At 45.0% G+C, this 18,591-nt stretch carries 17 protein-coding genes; 5 read left to right on the top strand and 12 right to left on the bottom strand.

Features of this window, described 5'->3' with window-relative positions:
• Nucleotides 1–105: 105 nt before the first annotated feature.
• The gene (locus tag ELZ11_RS21175; RefSeq protein ID WP_137359373.1) at nt 106–1,008 is read right to left on the bottom strand and encodes a DMT family transporter; all 903 of its coding nucleotides are present in this window, start codon (nt 1,006–1,008) and stop codon (nt 106–108) included.
• Nucleotides 1,009–1,105: 97 nt separating this feature from the next.
• On the opposite strand from ELZ11_RS21175, the gene ELZ11_RS21170 reads away from it, so the two are divergent.
• The gene (locus ELZ11_RS21170) at nt 1,106–2,551 is read left to right on the top strand and encodes an aminotransferase-like domain-containing protein (RefSeq protein ID WP_137359372.1); all 1,446 of its coding nucleotides are present in this window, start codon (nt 1,106–1,108) and stop codon (nt 2,549–2,551) included.
• A gap of 160 nt (nt 2,552–2,711) precedes the next feature.
• Here the strand turns inward: ELZ11_RS21170 and ELZ11_RS21165 are convergent, their stop codons facing one another.
• The 3 genes from ELZ11_RS21165 to ELZ11_RS21155 form a co-directional block, all read right to left on the bottom strand.
• Entirely contained in the window at nt 2,712–4,352 is a 1,641-nt protein-coding gene (locus ELZ11_RS21165; protein WP_137359371.1) for a methyl-accepting chemotaxis protein, read from the bottom strand.
• A 178-nt stretch (nt 4,353–4,530) separates the two neighbouring features.
• A complete protein-coding gene (locus tag ELZ11_RS21160) occupies nt 4,531–4,983 on the bottom strand; it encodes a hypothetical protein (protein WP_137359370.1) in 453 nt (150 codons plus the stop codon).
• A gap of 58 nt (nt 4,984–5,041) precedes the next feature.
• Nucleotides 5,042–5,497, bottom strand: a complete 456-nt coding sequence (locus ELZ11_RS21155) for a c-type cytochrome (protein ID WP_137359369.1) — start codon at nt 5,495–5,497, stop codon at nt 5,042–5,044.
• A 138-nt stretch (nt 5,498–5,635) separates the two neighbouring features.
• On the opposite strand from ELZ11_RS21155, the gene ELZ11_RS21150 reads away from it, so the two are divergent.
• The 3 genes from ELZ11_RS21150 to ELZ11_RS21140 all read left to right on the top strand — a co-directional run bounded on the left by ELZ11_RS21150 (nt 5,636) and on the right by ELZ11_RS21140 (nt 7,659).
• On the top strand, nt 5,636–6,283 hold the full coding sequence (locus ELZ11_RS21150; protein WP_137359368.1) for a cytochrome b/b6 domain-containing protein: 648 nt from the start codon (nt 5,636–5,638) through the stop codon (nt 6,281–6,283).
• Nucleotides 6,284–6,288: 5 nt separating this feature from the next.
• Nucleotides 6,289–6,717 carry a MarR family winged helix-turn-helix transcriptional regulator gene (locus ELZ11_RS21145; RefSeq protein ID WP_137359367.1) on the top strand — a complete coding sequence of 143 codons (429 nt, stop codon included), beginning with the start codon at nt 6,289–6,291 and terminating at the stop codon, nt 6,715–6,717.
• Nucleotides 6,718–6,879: 162 nt separating this feature from the next.
• The gene (locus tag ELZ11_RS21140) at nt 6,880–7,659 is read left to right on the top strand and encodes an HAD family hydrolase (RefSeq protein ID WP_137359366.1); all 780 of its coding nucleotides are present in this window, start codon (nt 6,880–6,882) and stop codon (nt 7,657–7,659) included.
• A gap of 96 nt (nt 7,660–7,755) precedes the next feature.
• Here the strand turns inward: ELZ11_RS21140 and phnE (ELZ11_RS21135) are convergent, their stop codons facing one another.
• The 8 genes from phnE (ELZ11_RS21135) to ELZ11_RS21100 all read right to left on the bottom strand — a co-directional run bounded on the left by phnE (ELZ11_RS21135) (nt 7,756) and on the right by ELZ11_RS21100 (nt 17,645).
• The gene (phnE, locus tag ELZ11_RS21135) at nt 7,756–8,559 is read right to left on the bottom strand and encodes a phosphonate ABC transporter, permease protein PhnE (protein WP_137359365.1); all 804 of its coding nucleotides are present in this window, start codon (nt 8,557–8,559) and stop codon (nt 7,756–7,758) included.
• Complete coding sequence (phnE, locus tag ELZ11_RS21130; RefSeq protein ID WP_137359364.1) at nt 8,559–9,371, bottom strand: phosphonate ABC transporter, permease protein PhnE; 813 nt, start codon at nt 9,369–9,371, stop codon at nt 8,559–8,561. The genes phnE (ELZ11_RS21135) and phnE (ELZ11_RS21130) overlap by 1 nt, the downstream gene beginning before the upstream one ends.
• Nucleotides 9,359–10,129 (bottom strand): phosphonate ABC transporter ATP-binding protein, encoded by a 771-nt coding sequence (gene phnC, locus ELZ11_RS21125; RefSeq protein ID WP_137359363.1) that lies wholly within the window; start codon nt 10,127–10,129, stop codon nt 9,359–9,361. Before phnC ends, phnE (ELZ11_RS21130) begins: the two co-directional genes overlap by 13 nt.
• Nucleotides 10,130–10,226: 97 nt before the next feature.
• Nucleotides 10,227–11,267, bottom strand: a complete 1,041-nt coding sequence (phnD, locus tag ELZ11_RS21120; RefSeq protein ID WP_137359362.1) for a phosphate/phosphite/phosphonate ABC transporter substrate-binding protein — start codon at nt 11,265–11,267, stop codon at nt 10,227–10,229.
• A 278-nt stretch (nt 11,268–11,545) separates the two neighbouring features.
• Nucleotides 11,546–12,766: a glycerophosphodiester phosphodiesterase family protein gene (locus ELZ11_RS21115; RefSeq protein ID WP_137359361.1), complete on the bottom strand. Its 1,221-nt coding sequence runs from the start codon at nt 12,764–12,766 to the stop codon at nt 11,546–11,548.
• 248 nt (nt 12,767–13,014) lie between these two features.
• Entirely contained in the window at nt 13,015–14,367 is a 1,353-nt protein-coding gene (locus ELZ11_RS21110; RefSeq protein WP_137359360.1) for a sigma-54-dependent transcriptional regulator, read from the bottom strand.
• On the bottom strand, nt 14,364–16,307 hold the full coding sequence (locus ELZ11_RS21105) for an ATP-binding protein (protein ID WP_244291701.1): 1,944 nt from the start codon (nt 16,305–16,307) through the stop codon (nt 14,364–14,366). The genes ELZ11_RS21110 and ELZ11_RS21105 overlap by 4 nt, the downstream gene beginning before the upstream one ends.
• 318 nt (nt 16,308–16,625) lie before the next feature.
• Nucleotides 16,626–17,645 (bottom strand): GlxA family transcriptional regulator, encoded by a 1,020-nt coding sequence (locus tag ELZ11_RS21100; RefSeq protein WP_137359358.1) that lies wholly within the window; start codon nt 17,643–17,645, stop codon nt 16,626–16,628.
• A 145-nt stretch (nt 17,646–17,790) separates the two neighbouring features.
• Here ELZ11_RS21100 and ELZ11_RS21095 point away from each other — a divergent pair, with 145 nt between their 5' ends.
• Nucleotides 17,791–18,402, top strand: coding sequence for a LysE family translocator (locus ELZ11_RS21095; RefSeq protein ID WP_137359357.1), 612 nt, complete (start codon nt 17,791–17,793; stop codon nt 18,400–18,402).
• Nucleotides 18,403–18,591: the final 189 nt, after the last annotated feature.

Raw genomic sequence — 18,591 nt, 5'->3', positions numbered from 1 at the left:
AATGTTCTCAAAGTATCGAACCGTAGGCCCAAGCTTACTAGCCACGCCAGCGATATTCTTACTATAAATCAATTCTGTAGCGCTAACCGCATCCCAAAGTATTTTCTAGGCTTTTTCTCGGACCACGTTTAACTGAGCAGGTAGAAGGTTGGGCTTTTTCACCACTAAATACACTGCGACAGCGGCCAATACAAAGCCCAATGCACCTAATGCATCAAACGTTTCGCCAAACATTAACCAAGCTTGAATGGCCGTGACAGGTGGCACCATGTAAAACACAGAAGCGACGGCTGAGGCTGCACCATTTTCTACCATGTACAGAAGCAGCAAAATCGCGACACAAGACAGCACCACCACTAACCAAACCATGGTCAAAATGAATTCCATAGTCCATTGCACTTCCATCGTTTCATAGTGCAGTGCAGCAGGTAAAAACATGACGCCAGCGGCTAAGTATTGAATCAGTGCGCTCCCCACCATATCGACCCCTTTGCAATAACGTTTTTGATAAAGCGTCCCAAATGTAATGCCTATCAACGCCAGCATACAGCCAGCAAACGCGATGAGTTTATGGTCATCATTTTGCCATTCGATATCGCCAATCAACACCAAACAAATCCCAATAAAACCGAGCCCAAGGCCGAGCCACTGCGATAATTTGAATCGCTCAGCGGTAAAGCCAACAATCAATAGTGCCGTCAGTATCGGTTGCAACCCAACCAGCAAAGAACTCAGCCCTGCAGGCATTCCCCAGCCAATCGCTAAATAACTGCCACCTAGATAGAAACCATGAATCAAAGCTCCCACGATAAAACTGTGTACGAAATCCATCCCGCGTGGAATTTTCCGTTTCAACAAGGCAATTAACAGCAAAAAGAAAGCGACATTTGACACCATGCGAATGGTCAACAAAGTCGCAGGCTCTGCGTATTCCAAACCTAATCGAGCACCAATAAATCCAGAGGCCCACAACATGACGAAAACGAAGGGGATCATTTTTAATAGCATTTCTAAACCTCTGGCAATTTTATGGAATGTGTGATTACTTTAATAAGGTACAGAATGATTAGAAAGAGACAGAATCAGATAAATTAATGGGTACAGAATGAACGTAAGCAATAAATACCTACAAGTGGAAAAGTACGTTAAGCAAGCGATCGAGAACGGGCTATTTCAACCAGAAGATAAGCTTCCTTCAATTCGTCAACTTTGCGACAAACTTGATGTAAGCAAAAACACTGTGATACGTGCTTACCAAGAACTGGAAGCGGTAGGCTACATTTATTCTGTACCTCGCTCTGGGTACCGTGTTAATTCATTGTCAACTATTACAGAGTCAGAACCAACAACGCCTATGGACGTCGATTTGCTTTCAATGGCTAAGTCGATCCTTTCGTATCCAGAGGGTAAGCAATTACTCGCAACGGGGTCTGCTCACCCCAATACAGATTCTCCAGCCATTAAAAGCCTATACGCCAACGTTGGTCGTCATAGCCGTATGCAAAGCCAAATTCCGAGCCACTATCAGCTACCACCGGGAAATGAACGCCTAGTGCAGCAATTGCTTAAAATCAGTCAAGATTTAGGCGTCACTACAGCTAAGAATGAAATAGCCGTGACCAATGGTGCGCAGCAAGCGATTACCCTAGCATTGCGTGCGCTCACTAACGTGGGAGACATTGTTATTGTTGAGTCACCATGCTACTTCGGAAATTTGTTACTACTTGAATCGTTAGGTCTAAAAGCACTAGAAATACCCAGCCATGTCGCCACAGGAATCGACATTCCAAGCGTGAAAAAAGCACTCGATCTTTGGGATGTAAAAGCAATAGTGGTTACCCCTAATTTCAACAACCCCACCGGTTCACAAATGCCTCTCTCCCACCGCCAAGCATTGCTGGATGTCAGTGAGGATACTCCGATCATTGAGGACGATGTATTCGGTGGTTTGAGCGCAGGCAAACATATCCCGAGCCTAAAAACACTGGATAAAAAAGGCCGCGTAATTTACGTAAATTCACTGTCTAAAACGCTAGATTCGCGGTTACGTATCGGCTGGTTGCTCTCGGAGCGTTATCAAAAACAAATTGAAAAGCACATGATTTGCGAAAATATGGGCAGCTTAAACTTAATGCAATCAGCTGCCGGGGAATTTCTTACCACAGGAAAGTACCGCATGCATGTCGACAAGATGCGTAGGCTTTATCAAAATAACCTCAAACAGTTTTCTGCGCTTTTGTCTCAAGCGCTAGACCAATACCCTTTGCTCAAAAATCAGTACCACATCAGTCGACCAAATGGCTCCTTTCTGACTTGGCTAACCTTGCCGATTCAAACCGATAGCCATCAGATCTATTTGGCGTGTAAAAAGAAAAAGATCAATATCTTGCCTGGAAGCGTGTTCGCTACGACGGGTCAATACGACAATTGTATTCGTTTAAGTGTTGCCAACTTCAAAGACGAGCCGCAATGGCGTAAAGGCATTCACGCGTTGGCAGAGCTCATCAATCAGCACCTGACTAGCAACTCAATCGAAACACCAAAAACTTAATGGGGCGACTTGGCTCTTACTAAAGCCAGCCCAAATGAAAAATCCCCTAAGTTGGGGTACTTAGGGGATTAAAATTGCTTAAAATTTGTGATTTTTGATAATTATCGATGCACGATTACAACAATTTACCGACAATAACCTCTAACAATTGATTTCACGTTTACACTTCAAATTGAGAAACTAGATCATCCAACGCTTCACATTGCACAGCCAGCGCCATACAAGCATTCTCGGCGCTGCTCGCCATCTCAACCATGTGCATGGTGCTTTCTGCAATTCGTTGAACGTTTTGATTCACATCTTCTGAAACGTTTGATTGCTGTGACGCAGCGGTCGCAATTTGAGTATTCATCTCATTCATTAAGCCGATTGAATTTCGAATTTCGCTTAACGACGATGCCGCTGTCTCTGCTTTCTCAATAGTGGTTTCACTGCTTTGCTTACTTTCGTTCATCACGCTCACGGCCTGTTTCGCACCCGCCTCTAAGCGCTCAATCATCGACTCAATTTCACCGGTGCTTTCTTGCGTTTTACTTGCCAACGCTCGAACCTCGTCCGCTACCACAGCGAAACCTCGACCTTGCTCGCCAGCACGCGCGGCTTCTATCGCTGCATTCAATGCCAGCAAATTGGTTTGCTCAGCGATGCCTTTAATCACGTCCAAGATAGACGCAATGTTTTTCACATCGGTATCGAGTTCGTGTACCACACCACTCGCATTTTCAATATCGTTTGCAAGCTGCTCAATCGAACCAACGGTCTGCGCTAACGTACTATTCGCCGATTCCACTTCGTCATTCGCGCTGTTACTCGCACTCGCGGCATCAGTAGCATTACCACTCACGGTTTCACTGGTGACCTGCATTTCGTGAACGGCTGCCGCCACGACTTCACTTTCTTGCTGTTGATTGGACGAAAACTCAGCCACGCTTTGCGTCAACGACTTGATGTTTTCCATCTCAGCACGAACCGCATTGGACGCAATAATGACTTGCTCGACCGTTAGATGAATCTTACCGACAAACTGGTTAAACGCGGCACTCAAACGAGCAATCTCATCATCGCCATCCACAGCCATACGCTGCGATAAATCGCCATCGCCTGAAGCGATTTCACTCATGGCTTTTTCAACGTTCTGAATAGGTTTAATAATGAAGCGGTTCGACAACCACATGGCAACCAACGCAGCCAAAACCGCAAGAGCCATACCGACTTCAATCACAATTTTACTGGACTGAATTGACGCGTTCGCTTGTTCTCGTAAAAGCGTTTGTTTCGCTTCAATCAAACCACGAATTGAGCGTAATTGCTCTCGTACGATGGCAAATTCTCGGTCAATCGCAGCGGTGTTATCTTCATTATATTGCTTGGCACCCGCAGGGTTGGAAAACAAAGGTTCATGTAATGAAACCCAAGTTTTGGCCGACTGAATCAACTTGGTGTATTCGCTGCGAGATTGATTACCCAGTACCCCTTGATCAAATAAGGTTTGGATACTTTCTAAACGAGGAACAGCTTTGTAGGCATTATCTTTAAATTCACCGACTTGATATTGCACCGCAGCCGAGTCGCCTTCGGCCAATAGCAATCCTTGTGCGGCGGCAATAACTTGATAAATATCACGATAGGCATCTTCCAAGTCATCTAATACCGGTTGAACAACGTTGTTCAATTCGTGGTTAATTGCAGCCTGCTGATTTGATTTCACTACGTTCAAAACAGTAACCATAGAGAAAACAAACACAATCACAATTAGGGGAATCGCAATTTTCGTTTTAATAGAAAATTTATTTATATTCATAAGCTTCATAACCAATTAGATTCATAATAAAAGCCCGACCAATATAACGTATTGATTGCGATTCTAGACAGTTATTTTGGACAGCAATATAAAGCTAAGCTTAGCAGGTAAAATCTCGACTGCTCTGCTAAGTGCTTTATCTTAATAGTAATGAAGCGATGAAGCTGGTTGAGCGCAGTTATACTTTCGCTTTAATCGGGCGCTTTAGGCTTCGCGCGTCACGAATGTTGAGCGCCATTAAAGTAAGGTTAACTAACCCTGCCACCAATTCTGCAATTTGAATCGTGTAAAAGACAGCATCAAACTGACCGACACTGGCTAAGTGTTGTAAGTAAATTGCCGCAGGTGTTAACACCAGTAATCCATTTAATGCGACGAATGGCATGCGTTTTTTCTTTCGCCCTAATGCTCCCGATTTCGCGTTCGGTGCCATTTTTGCTCCAGTAATGCCGGTTATTGCCATAGTAGGAATCAACACCCAAATCGCATAAAAGATCGCGGTTTTAACCGCCAATACTTGTTGCTGGTTGCCAAAAATTTCAACCAATAATGAACTCACGAAGAAGCTCAAAATTAGAAGAAACGCCAACATTGCTGCGCTGCGATGGACGATCTGAATGGTATTTTTCATGGTGATGCCTTTTAATAATTTTTCGAAATGTAGAAGCTAATGTATGACGAGCCTTTGACTACCAACGCGAACGGTAAGAACGGTGGCAGCTCTTGCAGGTCTTTTCTGCTTGTTTGATTCCTGCGCTGGCCTGTTTTGGATCTTGTTGGGCGCTAGCGTTATAAAGCGCTTCGAAACCCGCATCCATCTGCGCCAGCAAAGTGTTGAACTTACTCGGTGACGTCCATACCTCTTTTTTCGCTTTACTGCCTTTTTGGCTGCCTTCTGGGAACGATTCGTTCAACGTATTTCCATGCTCGATCAGTTCACGGCTAACTGCAGTCAACGCTTCCCAATCCGTACTCTTACCGTCGAGTAATCGACTCGCACTTTTTAGGTCATCTTCAATCGATGAAAATGCCGTTTGTCTTTGGCTTATTTCAGCCTCATAAGCGTTTGCAAACACTGACGTTGAAAATATTGGCGAAGCAACAGTAGTCAAAACAAGTGAAAGAGTAAGTTCAGAGTTTTTCATTTTGGCATCCTCATGGTTCGGTTAGTGGTGTTGTTTTCTTGCTTGCCATTTAATTTACACAACAATAGTTGCGTACGCAACTATTGTTGTGTAAATTATTTCCATCGCTGTTTTAAATAATGAATTGGAAGAAAGAAAATGAAAGTATGGGACTTAGCCACTCGCCTATATCACTGGGCACAAGCTCTTGTTTTTATTGCGTTGATTGGCACTGGGTTTGCAGGTAACGGCCCTCACCTACCTCTTGGGCTTGCACTGTTTACCTTAATTACATGGCGAGTTCTATGGGGATTCGTTGGCAGCGAGACTAATCGCTTTTCTCAATTTGTCCGTTCCCCACTGGCGACAATTCGCTATTTACGTGGCCAATCGCCACAGGATAATACCGCTGGTCACAACCCTGCGGGCGGCTGGATGGTCGTGGCTTTGATTGTGGGCCTACTAATGCAATGTTTGAGTGGTTTGGCACTGGCGGGCATGTTAGATAACTTACCCTTCGCTCAATGGTGGCTAACCGATCATATCTTTGAGCTTTTCGAGTCCATGCATTTCATGCTCGCGAGAATACTGCCGGCTCTGGTTCTTCTCCATGTCGTGGCCATTTTAGTATACAAGCTCAAACGAAAGCCTTTGGTTAAAGCCATGTTCACGGGTTTTCAAGATCAAGCCAGAACAGAAGATGGCGAAAATGTACAACTAAACTTTGTCTCGCAACGCCGCGCTTTTTTAATGCTAGTTGCTGCAGGATTAGTTACCATGACAATTATTGCATCATCAATGGTATGACACGAATGAGTGAGAAGTTTGATAGACAATCGAGCTTTGGCTGGCTGATCAATGTGGTCGCGGGTCAAGCTGCAAAAAAATTTGAAGCACGCCTAAAAGAGCAAGGTCTGACTCTCGCTTTATGGCCGACACTAATGTGCTTATGGGAAGAAGAAGGCGTGACTCAGCGAGAGATCTCTGCAAAGTCTAAAGTTGAAAACTCAACCACTACTCGAACGCTCGACAAACTGGAAAAGCTTGGCTTAGTTGAACGACGCAATGACCCGAATAGCCGACGCTCATTTCGCATTTACTTAACCGAACAAGGCCATGCGATTAAATCAGATCTTCTCCCACTACCTGTCGCGGTTAATGAAGAAATGCTAGCGTCATTAAACGAAGAAGAGCAGCAACAGATCATTAAGCTGCTACAAAAAATGGTCGCAGCCGTTTAAGCATCTTTCCTTTCCCAAGTGCCAGCGAATCGCTGGCATTTTTTATTGCCCCTTTCCGTTACATTTCGATAACACTACCTACTAGCTCACTGTTTTCTTAGCACTGAATTGATAGAGTGAAAATCACAATAATCACTGAATAAATCTGGCAGAGTCAAAGTCATGAAGGATCAATTAAGCCAAGAATGGAAAGACATCAAATGGGTGTTTACTGACGTCGATGACACCTTAACTTGGCAAGGTTCATTGCCACCCGATACGCTCATCGCTTTACAGAATCTACGCGATAAAGGCATTAAGGTTGTTGCGGTAACAGGTGCTTGTGCTGGTTGGTGCGACCATATTGCTCAACTATGGCCAGTGGACGCAGTACTTGGGGAAAACGGGGCCTTTCTATTAGAAAAAGAGGCTGGATCTTTACAAATATCAACTGAAATCCCTCTAGAGAAAATTCGCGCAAATCAAGCAACATTAAAACAGCAGATTGAATCTATTTTGCTCGATTACCCGGACCTTTCGTTAACACTCGACCAGTCATACCGATTATGCGAAGTGGCGATAGATATCGGCCAAAACCGTTCTCCTGTAGATCCTGAGATCGTTCAAGCGGTACTGAAGAGAATCCATGCTTTGGGCGCACATGCCACGGCAAGTTCGATTCATATCAACGCTTGGTATGGCGAGCATTCAAAAAGAAATGCCGTAGAGCACTACTTAACAAATAAAGGTTTCTCAGCAGAACAGATCCAAACACAAGTTTGCTATGTGGGCGATTCAATGAACGACGAGCAAATGTTTGGTTGGTTACCACTGACCGTTGGCGTGGCCAACATTCAGCATTACTGGGATAAGTTAGAGCATCACCCGAGCATCGTAATGACGGAACCTGGTGGATTCGGATTTGCGCAATTTAGCCGAGGCTTGTTAGCAATCCAACGCTAATTGAGCGCTATTTTACTGGGTGCCCTAAATAAGAAAACGGCCTAAGGTTGACAGAAAGTACCTTAGGCCGTTTTATGTTAGCGTATCGAATAACCGCTAGATAAGTTTATTTCGGATATGAATAACTACCGCTTCCGCAATAATTACCACAGCAAAAATACTCACTAAGACCATTGATACTTTTTGCCATTCAAACAAGTTTTGCGCGTCGTTAAGAATCACACCAATACCACCGGCCCCCACCAGTCCAAGTACAGCAGATTCACGAACGTTGATGTCCCAACGGAACAAAACTATTGAGTAAAATGCAGGCATGACTTGTGGCCAGTACCCTTTAAGCAAAATACTCATCCATGAAGCGCCCGTTGCTCGCAGCGCTTCGATCGGCCCCATGTTCACTTCAGCAATGGCTTCCGCTAACAGCTTCCCTACAAAGCCGATACTACGAATGGCAATTGCCATAATGCCTGCAAGAACACCGGGGCCAAACAGTGCGATAAATAGCAGTGCCCAGACTAATGAGTTCACTGAACGTGAAGACACTAGGAAAAACTGAGCTACCCAATTTAGCGCTTTGTTTGGAGTGATATTTGGTGCATTTAGCAAGGCTAAAGGAATCGCAAATACCAAAGTAAATAATGTACCTAATGTCGCAATGTGTAGCGTTTCTATCATCGCGGCATGAATCGATTCTGGGTAAAACGCATAGTCCATCGGCACCATTCGCTGGAACATATCTGCAAATTGCGCTGGCGCGTCGTATAAAAATTCAGGAATCACTTCCACCGTTTGCCAAGACCACACAATGGCCATTACCAAACTCAAGTAAATAGCGAAACGGGCAATACGTTCATTCGGCGTAAAGCGTTGCCATTCTTTATCAATATTTGCCGTTGTCATTAGAAGATTCTCCTAACAATGTTCGATAGAAACTCACCTACTAGAATCAATGCGATAATGGTGATCAAAATAGCCGCTACAAAATCGTAGTCGAAGCGTTGAAAAGCCGAGAACAAGGTGCCTCCTAAGCCGCCAGCCCCTACAATGCCGACCATGGTCGAGTTACGCAGATTCGAGTCCAACTGGTAGCTAGCAAAGCCAATAAAACGAGTAAATACTTGCGGCATTACCGCGTACAAAATCACACTCACAAAGCTTGCGCCTGTCGCTTTAATCGCTTCAACTGGTTTAAAGGAAATCTCCTCAATCGCTTCGGCAAATAGCTTGGCAATGAAGCCAATGGATGCGAATACCAGAGTAAGAATCCCGGCTAGCGCGCCAAAACCAACCGCCTTTACAAACAAGATGGCAATGATCACTGGGTGGAATGAACGGCATAATGCGATGAAGCCACGAATCGGGGTAGAGACAATCGCAGGCATCATGTTACGAGCCGCCAGTAAGCCTAAAAACAGTGAAATCACAATGCCGAAAAAGCTCGAAATAATGGCAATTTGTAAACTTTCAGCAAGGCCACTCAACAGTAAACTGGTACGAGAAAAGTCTGGCGGAAACATTCTAGACAGTAAGCGTTCACTTTCACCAAAGCCGATAATTAATCGGTCAAAAGTCAGGCCTAATGTCGATACACTGTAAAAAAGATAACCGACGACAGCCGCTATGATGGCTCGGTTCGTCCATGAGACTTTAAAGGGGTTATCGTAATTTTTAGACGCACCGCTTGCTGCTGCGCCTTGGGTTAATCCAGCCATGATTCACCTCCATAAATGATCTTCAGATCTTCTTCGGAAATGCCTTCAGGGCTACCGTCATAATGCACCTTACCGTTACACATGCCGATGATGCGTTTGGCGTATCGCTTAGCAAGGTTCACATCGTGGATGTTGACTAAAACTGGGATGTTCTTCTGCTCAGCGAAGGTTTCCATTAGTTCCATAATTTCAACGGCAGTTTTAGGGTCTAGCGATGAAGTCGGTTCATCCGCCAGTAGAATATACGGGTCTTGCATGACTGCTCTGGCAATGCCCACGCGTTGGCGCTGACCACCAGACAGGCTGTCTGCTCGTTGATTCGCGAAATCTTGTAGGCCAACGAATTCTAGCAGTTCAAATGCTTTAGCAAGGTCTTCTGAAGAGTAGTTACGTCGCCACGCGTTCCACGCTGACATGTAACCTAAACGGCCACTGAGTACGTTTTCGATAACCGTGAGTCGCTCAACTAAGTTGTACTCTTGAAACACCATACCAATATGGCGGCGCTGTTTACGTAGTGCCTGCCCTTGAAGCTGCGTTAGGTCTGCACCGTCAAAAAGAATTTCTCCTTGGCTCGGATCGTTCAAACGGTTGATACAACGCAGCAAGGTACTTTTACCTGTGCCCGATGGGCCAATAATTGCGATGATACCCGGTTCGTCGATATCAATGTTAATGCCTTTAAGGATTGGCTTGCCTGCCACATATTCATGAAAAAGGTTGTTGATCTTTATTCCGTCATAGCTTGCTACGGCCATACTGCATTTCCTTATACAAAAATTTAGGATGAACTATGCCCTACCCGTGAGGGCATAGTTTTTTCGTTGAGATAGGTGCTCGGGGGAGAGCTAAGAATTAACCGTTGTTTGCTTGCTTAGCCAGTTCGGCTGCTTTTTTCTTAGCGCGTTTAGCCGCATCTTTTTCAGCCAGTTTTTTCAAGCCCGCTTTTGTGTAAGCCGTGCCTGTCGCGTGGGCGATATCACGAATCACATCCCACTCTTCTTGGTATGTAATTGGAGAGAAACGGTCTGCACCTTTGAACGCTGCGCTCATTTCTGGCGTAAAGCGGTAGCTGAAGAAAGCTTCGTTGATCTTTTCGACAAGCTCAGGTTTCAAGTTGTATGCGTAACCAAATGCCGACGTTGGGAAACGTGGACTGCGGTAGATGATTTTAAGCTCAGAGTCGTCAACACGCCCTGCTGCCACCATACGGTCGTACACATCAGATGCCACAGGTGCTGCATCATAGTCTCCGTTATAAACACCTAGAATAGATTGGTCGTGCTTACCTGAGTACAACACTTTGTAATCTTCATCTGGCACTAGACCTTTTGCAGGGAATAGCGCACGTGGAGCAAGGTTACCAGAGTTGGAAGACGCAGAAGTGTGAGCAACCTTTTTCCCTTTCAGATCAGCCATAGTGTTAATACCGCTGTCTTTACGAACGATAGTAATTAGGTTGTAGCCTTGGAAACCAGACTCATCACCTTTAACGGCAATTGGTACGTAACCCGCTAGGTTAACCGCGTAGCCTGTTGGCCCCGTTGAGAAACCAGCCACGTGTAGACGACCAGAACGCATCGCTTCTACTTGCGCAGAGTTCGAGTGAACCGTGTAGTATATAACTCGTTTGCCAGTGATCTTGCTTAGGTGCGCTTGGAAGTCTGCGAATGCATCTTTATACAATGCAGGATCTTCTACCGGCGTGTACGTAAATACAAGCGTGCTTGGGTCGTTCCACTCATCAGGATTCTTCGGTGAATCTGCCACTAAATCTTGGTTTTCATCACAGTATCGATCGTCTAACACACCACGGCTAGAGCAGTCGCTTGCCATAGCCATTGAAGGAAGTAGTAATGAGCTAGCGATTAACAGTCCTTTAACACTGATTTTCATATTCAAACCTTACTTTTACTTATTGTTGAAAGTCACAAGCTCTATAGCAGCCATCATGCCAACAATTAAATTATTATAATTCAACAACTTAAACAAACCATTCAATTCATCAATTGATTATGGGTCACTCGTGTCCAAGCGCATAGACTGCATTTGGGTCATTTATGTCCCATGATATTTATACCCAAAAAAAGAGCCCGAAGGCTCTTTAAACTATCCATGTTTTAAACCAAGGACCTTTATGTCTATGGCTTTTAAACCCACTTATAAGCCATCTATTAAGATTGGCTGTCCATGCAGTTTGCGTAGTAAGTAACCGTTGCAGGCCAATCACTGAATACGCCAAGCACGCCCACATCTTGTGCTAGCACGTCCAGCATTTTCATCATATCACCATCATTGTTGATGCCTTGCTTAACGCTTTGGTAATACCAACCGCCACCTTGTGCTAATGGGCCAGAGCGCTCTAACGTCCAAGCAATGATATCGAGGTCCGCTTCCTTCGCTAACTTCGCATAGTTAGACGCCACAAGGTCGTTTTTGTCATCAAGTTCAACAAGAGCAAACAGCGGTGGCGCAATAATGTTGACACCGGCATCTCGCAAGTCTTTCATATTCTCAACAGACGCCACGAAATCAGCTTGGTCATAGACACGGTCATCTAAGTACACCGCTTGTTTACCAAACTTTGGATTCTCGTTGATCCAGTACTTCACGTCATCTAAGTTAAACGACTGCAAATACGTTTCAGACGGTTTAAAGCCAGCCGCTTTCAACTCGTCGACTAACTTTTGCGCGTACATTTCTTGAGTAAAGCCATTGAAAGGCATGTCGACAGAAGCAGACTTCAATTCAGGTGTCACTTTCACTCCGTGCTTTTTAAATAAGGCTGCACTTTCTGCATGTGTCATCAAAGTCCCGCTTTGGCTGTACAAATCTGTACGCCAGCCCGGTGTTCCATTCATGTACTCCTCAACCGTGGTCGCTTTCGGGTTAGCACCATCCATTTTGCCTTTTAGCGTTTTAAATTCCGCCAAAGTGAAATCAGACGTACGACACTCTACTTGCGCATCTTCGCCTGTCGCAGGGTTTGCTGGCTTGAAAGGCACTGAACATTTCTTCGCAAGATCTGGGTGCGCTAGCACATCCGTCGTAGTATGAAGATCGCTTTGCGAGTGGCGACAAACAAGCTCTTTGTCTTTGGTGAAGGTAACGTCACATTCCACGACACCTGCACCCATTTGAATCGCCGCTAAGTACGATTCCTTAGTATGCTCAGGGAACTGCATGGCAGCGCCGCGGTGGCCGATAGAGAAATCACTTCGATGAAAAGGCCCTTCACTACAACTCAGTAGCTTAGATTTCAAAGGTCCTTCGTCCATATTGTTTACTAAAAAGAGGGGACGAGGCCCTAAATCAGCAGACTTAGGCGCAGCAGTTGCTCCCATAGCAGTCATACCTAGTATTAGAGCAATTGAACCTTTCAGTATTTGCTTCATGTTTGTATCTCCTTGCAACAAGCAATGTTCTTGTACTTTCCGTTGTTCGGTCAGCGAAGCGGAGTGCCACCGTGATACAAGCTTTCGGTAACGGCCTATGCTGACCTCCTGTGGACTAACGCCACATCCAGTGAATTGCACGCTTCATGCCAATTGTTAATTTACTTAAAATACAATAATTTACCAAACACTCAAGACTATTAACTCTAATAATGGGTCATTCTTGTCTTGTGTGTTTCATCGTTTATCTAGGCTTTAAAACTTTCTTTATCAAGCTGATGTTTCTTCATTTTTCGGTACAAGGTTTTACGGGGAAGGTTCAGTTTGGCAGACACTTCATTGATATTGCCGGAGCTTTCAATCAAGGCCTCTGTCAGTACATTACGCTCGTATTGTTCCATCTGCTTTTCGAAAGCAAAATCTTCATTGGTCGATTCACAAATAGGTGATTGAAGGTCGAATCCATCGCCGACAATGCCAAGTACGAATCGGTCGGCAACATTACGAAGCTCTCGAACGTTACCCGGCCATTCGTGTCTGCTAAGCTGCTGGATTTGCTCAGGATAAATCGTAGATGGACGGGTTTTATACTTCTTACTCGCTTGGATTACGAAATGGCGAAACAGCAGCTGAATATCTTCTTTTCGATGGCGTAGCGCTGGCAAGTTTAGGCTCGCGATATTCAGTCGATAAAACAGATCGGCTCTAAACTCCCCCGACTCGCTGAGGCTGGCTAAATCGGCTTTGCTGGCAGCGACTACCACAATATCGACGGGGATCAGTTCGTTACCGCCCACTCGCTCAATCACGCGTTCTTGTATCACGCGCAATAGCTTAATTTGAACAGCGATTGGCATACTCTCTATTTCGTCTAGAAACAGGGTGCCACCATTAGCCTGTTCAATTTTACCAATGCGCTTTTTGTTGGCGCTGGTAAACGAGCCCGCTTCGTGGCCAAACAGTTCACTCTCAATGATGCTTTCTGTCATGCCACCGCAATTGATGGCGACGAACGGCTTTGCTTTACGGCGGCTGAATTGATGGAGCGCTCTCGCGATCACTTCTTTACCTGTCCCAGTCTCGCCATTGATGATGGTATCAACCCCTGTGTGCGACAGCGCCAATACTTGTTTTCGAATCGTATCCATACTCTTAGATTGGCCAATCACCACCGATTCAATAGGCAGTTCAGCGCTCTCTTCGCCATCTGGTGCCTGAGGTAAGTTTTGCTGGCTTTGAGTCAATGCTAAATCGAGTTTTTCCACTAACTCTGCGGTATTCAACGGCTTTTCGAGAAAGTCGAAAGCGCCAAGCTTCATCGCTTCAATGGCCATTGGAATATCCCCATGCCCACTCATTAATAGCACTGGTACATTTGGCGCTCGATGTTGAATCGAGCTCAGCAGCGTTAAGCCATCTACTTTTGGCATTCGCACATCACACAACACCACAGATTGGCAATTGGCGGTTAATGATTTCAGCCCCTGGTTTGGGTCTGTAAACGTGGTGACATTAAAGCCTTCCAGTTCTAGCATTTCACTCACGGCTTCCACGACATCTATTTCGTCATCGATAAGAACTATGTGTTTTTCTAGGGTCATGAGTGAGTGCCTTTTTGTAAAGTAACGATAAATTCTGTGCCTTGATGCTCTACCGATTCAACATGAATCGAGCCACCAAAATCTTTAATAATGTTGTATGCGATGGATAGGCCGAGGCCCAACCCTTTACCTGATGATTTACGGGAATAGAAAGGGTCGAACAAGTGTGGGATGTCTTCTGCTGGAATGCCGAGGCCATTGTCTTTGACCGAAATGATGACTGTAGCTTCCGATTCTAAAGTTGCGATTTCTATGCTCGGAGCATCATTCAACTCAACCGCATCTAACGCGTTGCTGATCAAGTTCACCAACACTTGCTCAAGACGAATGCTGTTCGCTCGAACGCTAGGGATCGGGCCTTTCTTGTAAACAATCGCCACGTTATTACGTCTGGTTTCAAATAGCTCAATAGCATCGCTGATAACACCCTGCAGTTCTACGCTCTCTATTTTTCCGTCACTCTTGCGTGAGAATGCTTTCAAGTGGCGGGTAATAGCAGCCACCTTTTCGAGTAAGGTTTCAATTTTTTGTAGATTGAGTACAGCTTTGTCGGGCCTATCTTTATCCAGCCACAATTGAGCGCTTCGCACATGGCTGTTTACTGCGGTCAGCGGCTGATTGATTTCATGAGTAATTCCGACACTTAATTGCCCAAGCGCTGCCAATTTCCCTGCTTGCACTAGCTCATCTTGAGTCACTCGTAATTTGGCTTCCGCTAAGGTGCGTTCTTCGACCTCAGCTTCTAGTTTGCGGTTAGTCTGCTTAACGATTTTGGCGGTGGTTTGGAATACTTTTAAATACTTCGCCATTTGCGTCACTTCGTCTCGCCCGCGAATCGCAACTTCGGTATCTAAATGCCCGGTCGAAATCGCGAACATGTTGTCTTTTAGCTGTAATAAACGTTCTAAAATGCTTTTACGAACGTAGAACCAAGAAATCGCAGCCGCCGCTAAGATGCTGAATAGAGAAAGGAATAATGACAGGCGTTGATTTGAGTGCAGCGATTCCTGAGCCTGATTGATCGATTGATCAATATTGCGGTTTACTTTGCTGGTGTTGCTTTCTATTTGTACCGTCAGTTGATTAAGGTGCTCGCGGCTATTTTGCAGAAAGTATTGTTCTTGATATCGATAATCTAGCGCTTTATTTTTCACAGAATACAAACTACTTGAGCTTGAAGCTAAGTTGTAAATCACCGCTAATTGTTTATCGAGTTCTGGGAATTCACTGCGCAGATCACCATTCACCCACAGCGCCCACCACTCTTCACCCACTTGTTCCAAGCGGTAGCTGGTGTAATCCAGCTCATTAAAACTCGAATCGTTGTATAACTTCTCTACCAAGCCCAATTGATAATAAAGTAGCGACTTTAGCTGGGTGTATTGAATTCTCTCTTTACTGGCCTGTGGCAGTGCATCCAGCGAATTACTGGCCAATTGCAGCAAAGGATAAAAACCTTCTAGCAAGTTGCGTAATTCTTTATTCAAATGATCGGACTCGATTTCACTTTGGTAAAGCAAACTCAAGCTATTGTGCACTTGCGCGATCAGGTCTTTAAAATAGGAGTGATATTCAGGGAACTGAACCATGATGCCATCCATCACGGCAATCGCTTCTTCAATGCGTTGAAGAAACTGTTTTCGCTCAAGGTTAGATTCGGCATCACTCAATTGGGAGGAGGCGACAATGATCACGCGCACCATGTCGTTCAAGCGTGCCGCTTGATCCAGTGCGGGAATCTCACTTTCCTTGAGTTCAACGAGGCGCTGGTTGAGATCGTTAAAGGTAAACGTGGAAACCACCGACAGAAAGATCGTCGTCATTGAAAGCATGGCCAGCGCGAGCACTAAACGTTGCTCAATACCCTTCCAGCCAAACCATTTTCTTCGGGGGGATTTCAGCGCACTTAAAGGTCGAGAACTCACATTGGGTTCAGCGATCTCTTTGGCTGAATAAACGTCACTGTTCACTACACCACCCTCTTGATAGTTCGACTGCGCATGGTTTAAATGAATAAGTTTGCTAATTGTTTTAGTAAGTTAGAGGCTGAATAACCGAATCTTCATTATGATTTATCAGCTTCAATTGCCTAGCATTACTATATAAAACACCAAGCAAGCATTAACATTTCTTATAAAACACCATAACAATTCACTAATAAAGCGCTGACTGCCTGTTTTGCGATAACAGTAAGTGACCCAATTAACAAAATTATGGTTATCAGGTCGAATTAGGGTTCGAACTGCGCGAAAAAGCCGCTATTCGATAGAGGGCTGGCGTAATGAATTAGGGGTCACACCAAAACGTTTTCGAAACACTTTGCAGAAATAACTGACGTCTTGAATACCGATTTCGTCAGCCAAATATTGCAAGCTATGCGCTGAATTTAGGACTCGCCAATGCACATGTTGCATTCGCATCTCAGCCCAATATTCTCTGGCGGTTTGATTGAATTTGTCTTGAAACAATCGATCGAGCTGGCGCCGGCTAATCGCCAAACTGTGTGCCAATTCATCGACCGTTTTAGATTCCGATAATAGTTGGCGCATCAATCCGATAGCTCGGCCAATATGACGGTTGGGAATATTGTTGATCTTGGTATCAGCGTCCAGCGATTTAAGATGATGAGCTTGCTCGCGCGCTTCATCAACCAACATATCCGCCAGTCCTTTCAGTGCACGATTACGGCCACAATGGCGAGTCACCAGTTCAACCGCTAAATCAATCGCGGCATTGCCTCCGGCGCAGCTAATCCTTTTATTATCGATGCAATACAGTTGCTCAGTGCGCACGTCAATCAGTGGGAAAGCCGTCCTAAATTCTTGCACGTGCCGCCAGTGAACGGCCACTTTGTGATCCTCCAGTAATCCAGCTTCGGCAAATAAAAAACACGCATTATCTATGCTGACCAAAGTCACCCCTTTAGACGCCGCTAAGTGCAAGACCTTGCGGTATTGGTCGCTTAACTGACGGCTGTCTTCTGCTCTACGTCCGCCAAACACCACCAAATAGTCGTAATCGCTCAGTTCAAGTTCATCGATGCAGCTTTCTGGCTCAATTGTCACGCCGCTACTCGACACAATATTGCCAGGCTTTAACCCACTAATGTGCCATGCACAATATTGCTGCTGACTGTAATCCTCTTCATCAGCCGACAAACGTAGTTTGTCTAAAAAACCAGCAAATGGAAGCAAACCAAACTCAGGTAAAGGCAACAATAAAAATCGAACGTCTGGTGATCGCTTCTCTGGGTGCAACGCTTTGTTATCCGTATTCATAAAGCCGCTTCCTTCTCACTTTGGCTAGTGATGCGATTAAACACTTGTCTAGATATTACCACCATACGACCAATTAACACCCAATTAACTGCGCATTCTCCCCCTATACTTTTTGAATATTCCAACAACTTTATCGAGATAAACTATGCCGTTAGATACTTGGTTCATCTATTTTATTGCCGTTATTGGCCTCACTCTTGCCCCAGGGCCTAGCGGACTATTGGTGTTAACTCATGGCGTAATGTACGGGCAAAAAAAGACCCTATTTACCATTAGTGGCGGGATGTTTGGTTTCGTACTTCTCATGGCATTAACCATGTTTGGCATTAGCGCCTTGCTGCTTGCTTCAGCCAATCTATTGTCTATCTTCAAATGGGTTGGCGGCGCTTATCTTGTCTGGTTAGGGATAAAAATGTGGCTCGCACCGCCTCTAGAGCTAAAACCTGTCGAGAAAGGACGCACCGCGAGCAACTTTTCTTTATTCCGACAAGGTTTGCTTGCCGCCATTGCCAACCCGAAAGTGCTGTTGTTCTTCGCTGCATTTTTGCCGCAGTTCATCAACCCAGAGCTACCGTTATTCACGCAGTTCGTTGTTATGGCTGCAACCTTTGCCTTCGTCGAGTTTTGCGTTGAATACCTTATCGCTGGCGTTGCGATCAAACTTCGCCCTTGGCTCGCGCGTACAGGTAAGCGATTTAATCAGGTGAGTGGTGGCTTATTCGCAGCGATTGGGACTTCACTGCCGTTAACTCAATGATTTGTTGGCTATTAATAGAAAAAGAGAAAGTTCTCACACTTTACTATTACAAATACGTAAAAATCATTTTCATTTTGGTGGGATTATCAATTTTCCATAAACCCCTATACTGGCTCCAACAAAACGAGACAGCGGAAACAAACAAGCTCGACTAACCTTAAAGCGAATGACTTCACGACTCTCCGTGAA

Origin of the sequence: Vibrio profundi (assembly GCF_005281835.1) — a bacterium.
Taxonomy (GTDB): Bacteria; Pseudomonadota; Gammaproteobacteria; order Enterobacterales; family Vibrionaceae; genus Vibrio; species Vibrio profundi.
This window is presented reverse-complemented; position numbering and strand designations above follow the sequence as displayed.

Excerpts from the sequence above, each read along its gene's own strand:
- ELZ11_RS21160 (WP_137359370.1), bottom strand. The coding sequence starts at position 4,983 with ATGAAAAATACCATTCAGATCGTCCATCGCAGCGCAGCAATGTTGGCG.
- phnD (WP_137359362.1), bottom strand. The coding sequence starts at position 11,267 with ATGAAAATCAGTGTTAAAGGACTGTTAATCGCTAGCTCATTACTACTT.
- phnE (WP_137359365.1), bottom strand. The coding sequence starts at position 8,559 with ATGACAACGGCAAATATTGATAAAGAATGGCAACGCTTTACGCCGAAT.
- ELZ11_RS21175 (WP_137359373.1), bottom strand. The coding sequence starts at position 1,008 with ATGCTATTAAAAATGATCCCCTTCGTTTTCGTCATGTTGTGGGCCTCT.
- phnE (WP_137359364.1), bottom strand. The coding sequence starts at position 9,371 with ATGGCTGGATTAACCCAAGGCGCAGCAGCAAGCGGTGCGTCTAAAAAT.
- ELZ11_RS21170 (WP_137359372.1), top strand. The coding sequence starts at position 1,106 with ATGAACGTAAGCAATAAATACCTACAAGTGGAAAAGTACGTTAAGCAA.
- ELZ11_RS21140 (WP_137359366.1), top strand. The coding sequence starts at position 6,880 with ATGAAGGATCAATTAAGCCAAGAATGGAAAGACATCAAATGGGTGTTT.
- ELZ11_RS21115 (WP_137359361.1), bottom strand. The coding sequence starts at position 12,766 with ATGAAGCAAATACTGAAAGGTTCAATTGCTCTAATACTAGGTATGACT.
- ELZ11_RS21145 (WP_137359367.1), top strand. The coding sequence starts at position 6,289 with ATGAGTGAGAAGTTTGATAGACAATCGAGCTTTGGCTGGCTGATCAAT.
- ELZ11_RS21165 (WP_137359371.1), bottom strand. The coding sequence starts at position 4,352 with ATGAATATAAATAAATTTTCTATTAAAACGAAAATTGCGATTCCCCTA.
- phnC (WP_137359363.1), bottom strand. The coding sequence starts at position 10,129 with ATGGCCGTAGCAAGCTATGACGGAATAAAGATCAACAACCTTTTTCAT.
- ELZ11_RS21155 (WP_137359369.1), bottom strand. The coding sequence starts at position 5,497 with ATGAAAAACTCTGAACTTACTCTTTCACTTGTTTTGACTACTGTTGCT.
- ELZ11_RS21100 (WP_137359358.1), bottom strand. The coding sequence starts at position 17,645 with ATGAATACGGATAACAAAGCGTTGCACCCAGAGAAGCGATCACCAGAC.
- ELZ11_RS21110 (WP_137359360.1), bottom strand. The coding sequence starts at position 14,367 with ATGACCCTAGAAAAACACATAGTTCTTATCGATGACGAAATAGATGTC.
- ELZ11_RS21095 (WP_137359357.1), top strand. The coding sequence starts at position 17,791 with ATGCCGTTAGATACTTGGTTCATCTATTTTATTGCCGTTATTGGCCTC.
- ELZ11_RS21150 (WP_137359368.1), top strand. The coding sequence starts at position 5,636 with ATGAAAGTATGGGACTTAGCCACTCGCCTATATCACTGGGCACAAGCT.